Here is a 3,220-nt window from a genome sequence, read left to right on the forward strand (position 1 = left end):
AGCGGACCCACCGAGCGCAGTTGGCCATTCGCCTGGCGTAGGCGGCCCAGGGCTTCTACGCCGGCGATGCGGCCGGTGGCGGTGTCGATGAATGGCTGGAAGCAGGCGAGCGGTTGCCCGTCGATCACGGGGCCTCCTTAAAAGACCGGAAATAAAAAAGGCCCGGCCCTCAATGGAGAGGGCCGGGCCTGATCTGTTTGCAAGAATGCAGCCAGCACGCTCAACTTTTGCGCGAAGCACCTTGCATGGCCAGTTTGATCAGCGGGATCAGGCCGGCACCCAGCCGCACCAGGCGGGTCATGGTGCCGATTCCGCCACCCTTGGCGCCTTTGCCGGTGAGAAACCCCAGCAGCGTCACCACGCCCACGCCCCACAGCGGCGCGTGCTTGATGCCAAAACCGTCCTGCCAGCTCTGGCCCATGTTGCGGACCTTTTGCAGCGGCAGCATCAGTTGCTGGGACTCGTGACGGATTTCCTGGCGGTGCATTTCCATGCGCAGGCGGATCAACGCCTTGCGCATTTCTCGCCGGGAAGTGTTTTGCGGCAATTCAGTCATGCTCATGGCAGCAGGCGCTCCCGGTCGTTGGCCAGCTCTTCGAGGGTGGCGTGGAACGGCGTGGATTCATCGAACACCGCCGCCTTCAGGCGCAACCCGCAGAATGCTGCGGCCAGTATGTAGAACACACACAGGCTGATAATCCCGGTCAGGCGGTAGGTATCCCACACCAGAATCATCACCAGCGCCGACAAACCCACCAGCAACAGCAAGGCAAACACCAGCGCCAGGCCGGCGAACAGCAACAGGCTGACGGTGCGGGCTTTCTGCTCCTGCAACTCGATGCCGAACAGCTCGACATGGCTGTGCAGCAAACCCAGGACAGCCGCGCCCAGGCGCCGTGAAGTAGAACTTGGGCCCGTGGACGAGCCGGATTCGCCGATAGACATGATTAGCGCCTTGTAGCCAGCAGGCCGATCAAAAAGCCCACGCCGGCCGCAATGCCGACGGACTGCCAGGGGTTGGCCTGCACATAGTCTTCAGTGGCCGTGACCGCCGCCTGGCCGCGTTCGCGCAGGGAGTCTTCGGTCAGTTGCAGGGTTTCACGGGCCTTGAGCAGGCTTTCGTGAATCTTGCTGCGCAGCTCGTCAGCCTGGTCACCGGCGAGGATCGCCGTGTCGTCCAGCAGCTTCTCGGTATCGCTGACCAGGGTTTGAAAATCCGCCATCAGTATTTCTTGAGCAGTCTTTGCCGTTTTTCTGGCCATGGTTATCTCCGTGAGTGGCTGGTCTGTTTACTTCTGGTTTCGAGTCACCGGTGTCGGTGAAGGTTCACTGCAATTGTCTGGTACAGCTTTTGCTTTGCCTTGGTGCGCAGGCCCGGGGCCTTGCGCTGAATCCGGGCGGTTGGGGCTCAAACCCTGAAAAACCTTACCCTAAATAACTAAAACTCGCGGAAAAACCCTGTCGGATTCTGCCTTTTTCAATGATCGCTGCGCCAAAGCGGTTCACGGCCTCAAACGAGGGTCGGATCGTTGGTGCCAATTTAGTGCGCATCATGAAGGTCATGAACTGCTTTGGTGCTTTTTCCTGCATGTGCAGGCCTGCCATCCTCCATGGAAAATTTGCAAAGCGCGGTGGACACCCTCGTCCACAGCTCCAACACGCTGTTCATTCTGATTGGTGCGGTCATGGTCCTGGCCATGCACGCCGGCTTTGCCTTCCTGGAAGTCGGCACGGTGCGCCAGAAGAACCAGGTCAATGCCCTGTCGAAAATCCTCAGTGACTTCGCGATTTCAACACTGGCCTATTTCTTTATAGGCTATTGGATCTCCTACGGGGTGACCTTCATGCAACCGGCGGCGGTGATCAGCGCCGACCACGGCTACGGCCTGGTGAAGTTCTTCTTCCTGCTGACCTTCGCGGCGGCGATCCCGGCGATCATTTCCGGGGGAATCGCCGAGCGTGCACGGTTTGTTCCGCAACTGTGTGCCACTGCGTTGATCGTAGCCTTCATCTACCCGTTTTTCGAAGGCATGGTGTGGAACGGCAACTACGGCCTGCAAGCCTGGTTGCTGGCCACCTTCGGCGCCAGCTTCCATGACTTTGCCGGCAGCGTCGTGGTGCACGCCATGGGCGGCTGGCTGGCGCTGGCGGCGGTGCTGTTGCTGGGGCCAAGGCAGGGGCGTTATCGGGAAGGGCGCCTGGTGGCGTTCGCGCCGTCGAGCATTCCATTCCTCGCGTTGGGCTCGTGGATCTTGATCGTCGGCTGGTTCGGCTTCAACGTCATGAGTGCGCAAACCCTGTCCGGGGTCAGCGGGCTGGTGGCGGTCAATTCGTTGATGGCGATGGTCGGTGGCACGGTAGCGGCATTGGTGATCGGCCGTAACGATCCAGGCTTCTTGCACAACGGTCCATTGGCCGGGTTGGTGGCGATCTGTGCCGGTTCCGACCTGATGCACCCGGTGGGCGCGTTGGTGACCGGCGTGGTGGCGGGCGGCTTGTTCGTCTGGTTCTTCATTGCCGCCCAGGATCGCTGGAAAATCGACGATGTGCTGGGTGTATGGCCGTTGCACGGGCTGTGCGGCGTGTGGGGCGGGATTGCCTGCGGGATCTTCGGCCAGACCGCCCTGGGCGGTTTGGGCGGCGTCAGTCTGATCAGCCAGTTGATCGGCACCGCGCTGGGTGTGGTGGTGGCGCTGGCCGGTGGCTTCCTGGTATATGGCGTGATCAAACGCGTGCATGGCCTGCGCTTGAGTCAGGAAGAGGAGTATTACGGCGCGGATTTGTCGATCCACAAGATTGGCGCGGTCAGTCAGGATTGAGGGGCGCGTCCCCTTCGTTCTGGTTGCAGCCATGTAACAGCCGATACCGGCTCTGGCGCACTTCATCGACACGGCCTTGCACCTGCTGCTCCGACAACCCCAGCAGGATCAACGCATGGGAGGCGAGCATCAGGCTCGACTCCAGCAACTCGGGCACCACTTCAGTGGCGCCGGCGGCTTTCAGTTCGGCCAGCTGACTGTCGTCGCGGGTGCGTACCAGGATCGGCACGGTCAGGTTGATCCGCCGCGCTTCGTTGAGCACGGCCAGGGCGACGTCGCTGTTGTCCACCGCGATCACCACCAGGCGCGCACGTTCCAGGCCGTCCGCGCTGAGCAGGGCGCCACGGCTGCAGTCGCCGTAATGCACGGCGCTGTCTTCGGTAGACGCTTCCTGGACTCGC

Annotated in this window: 5 protein-coding genes and 1 pseudogene; 1 reads left to right on the forward strand and 5 read right to left on the reverse strand. The window is 61.5% G+C overall.

Going from position 1 to position 3,220, the window contains the following annotated elements; genetic code table 11:
- The 4 genes and pseudogenes from HX846_RS22235 to HX846_RS22250 all read right to left on the reverse strand — a co-directional run.
- A pseudogene (locus HX846_RS22235) lies at nucleotides 1-128 on the reverse strand (diguanylate phosphodiesterase); the annotation flags it as partial.
- Nucleotides 129-220: 92 nt separating this feature from the next.
- Complete coding sequence (locus HX846_RS22240) at nucleotides 221-562, reverse strand: hypothetical protein (protein WP_008432159.1); 342 nt, start codon at nucleotides 560-562, stop codon at nucleotides 221-223.
- Nucleotides 559-945: a phage holin family protein gene (locus HX846_RS22245; RefSeq protein WP_003209078.1), complete on the reverse strand. Its 387-nt coding sequence runs from the start codon at nucleotides 943-945 to the stop codon at nucleotides 559-561. The genes HX846_RS22240 and HX846_RS22245 overlap by 4 nt, the downstream gene beginning before the upstream one ends.
- 2 nt (nucleotides 946-947) lie before the next feature.
- Nucleotides 948-1,262, reverse strand: a complete 315-nt coding sequence (locus HX846_RS22250; protein WP_003209080.1) for a YqjD family protein — start codon at nucleotides 1,260-1,262, stop codon at nucleotides 948-950.
- 348 nt (nucleotides 1,263-1,610) lie between these two features.
- Here HX846_RS22250 and HX846_RS22255 point away from each other — a divergent pair, with 348 nt between their 5' ends.
- Nucleotides 1,611-2,819 (forward strand): ammonium transporter, encoded by a 1,209-nt coding sequence (locus tag HX846_RS22255; RefSeq protein WP_003209083.1) that lies wholly within the window; start codon nucleotides 1,611-1,613, stop codon nucleotides 2,817-2,819.
- On the opposite strand, the gene HX846_RS22260 is transcribed toward HX846_RS22255, so the two are convergent.
- On the reverse strand, nucleotides 2,806-3,220 hold a 415-nt coding region (locus tag HX846_RS22260; RefSeq protein ID WP_178966103.1), incomplete at its 5' end, for an NAD-binding protein. The genes HX846_RS22255 and HX846_RS22260 overlap by 14 nt on opposite strands.

Origin of the sequence: Pseudomonas sp. K5002 (genome assembly GCF_013386655.1) — a bacterium.
Taxonomy (GTDB): Bacteria; Pseudomonadota; Gammaproteobacteria; order Pseudomonadales; family Pseudomonadaceae; genus Aquipseudomonas.

Excerpts from the sequence above, each read along its gene's own strand:
- HX846_RS22240 (WP_008432159.1), bottom strand. The coding sequence starts at position 562 with ATGAGCATGACTGAATTGCCGCAAAACACTTCCCGGCGAGAAATGCGC.
- HX846_RS22245 (WP_003209078.1), bottom strand. The coding sequence starts at position 945 with ATGTCTATCGGCGAATCCGGCTCGTCCACGGGCCCAAGTTCTACTTCA.
- HX846_RS22250 (WP_003209080.1), bottom strand. The coding sequence starts at position 1,262 with ATGGCCAGAAAAACGGCAAAGACTGCTCAAGAAATACTGATGGCGGAT.
- HX846_RS22255 (WP_003209083.1), top strand. The coding sequence starts at position 1,611 with ATGGAAAATTTGCAAAGCGCGGTGGACACCCTCGTCCACAGCTCCAAC.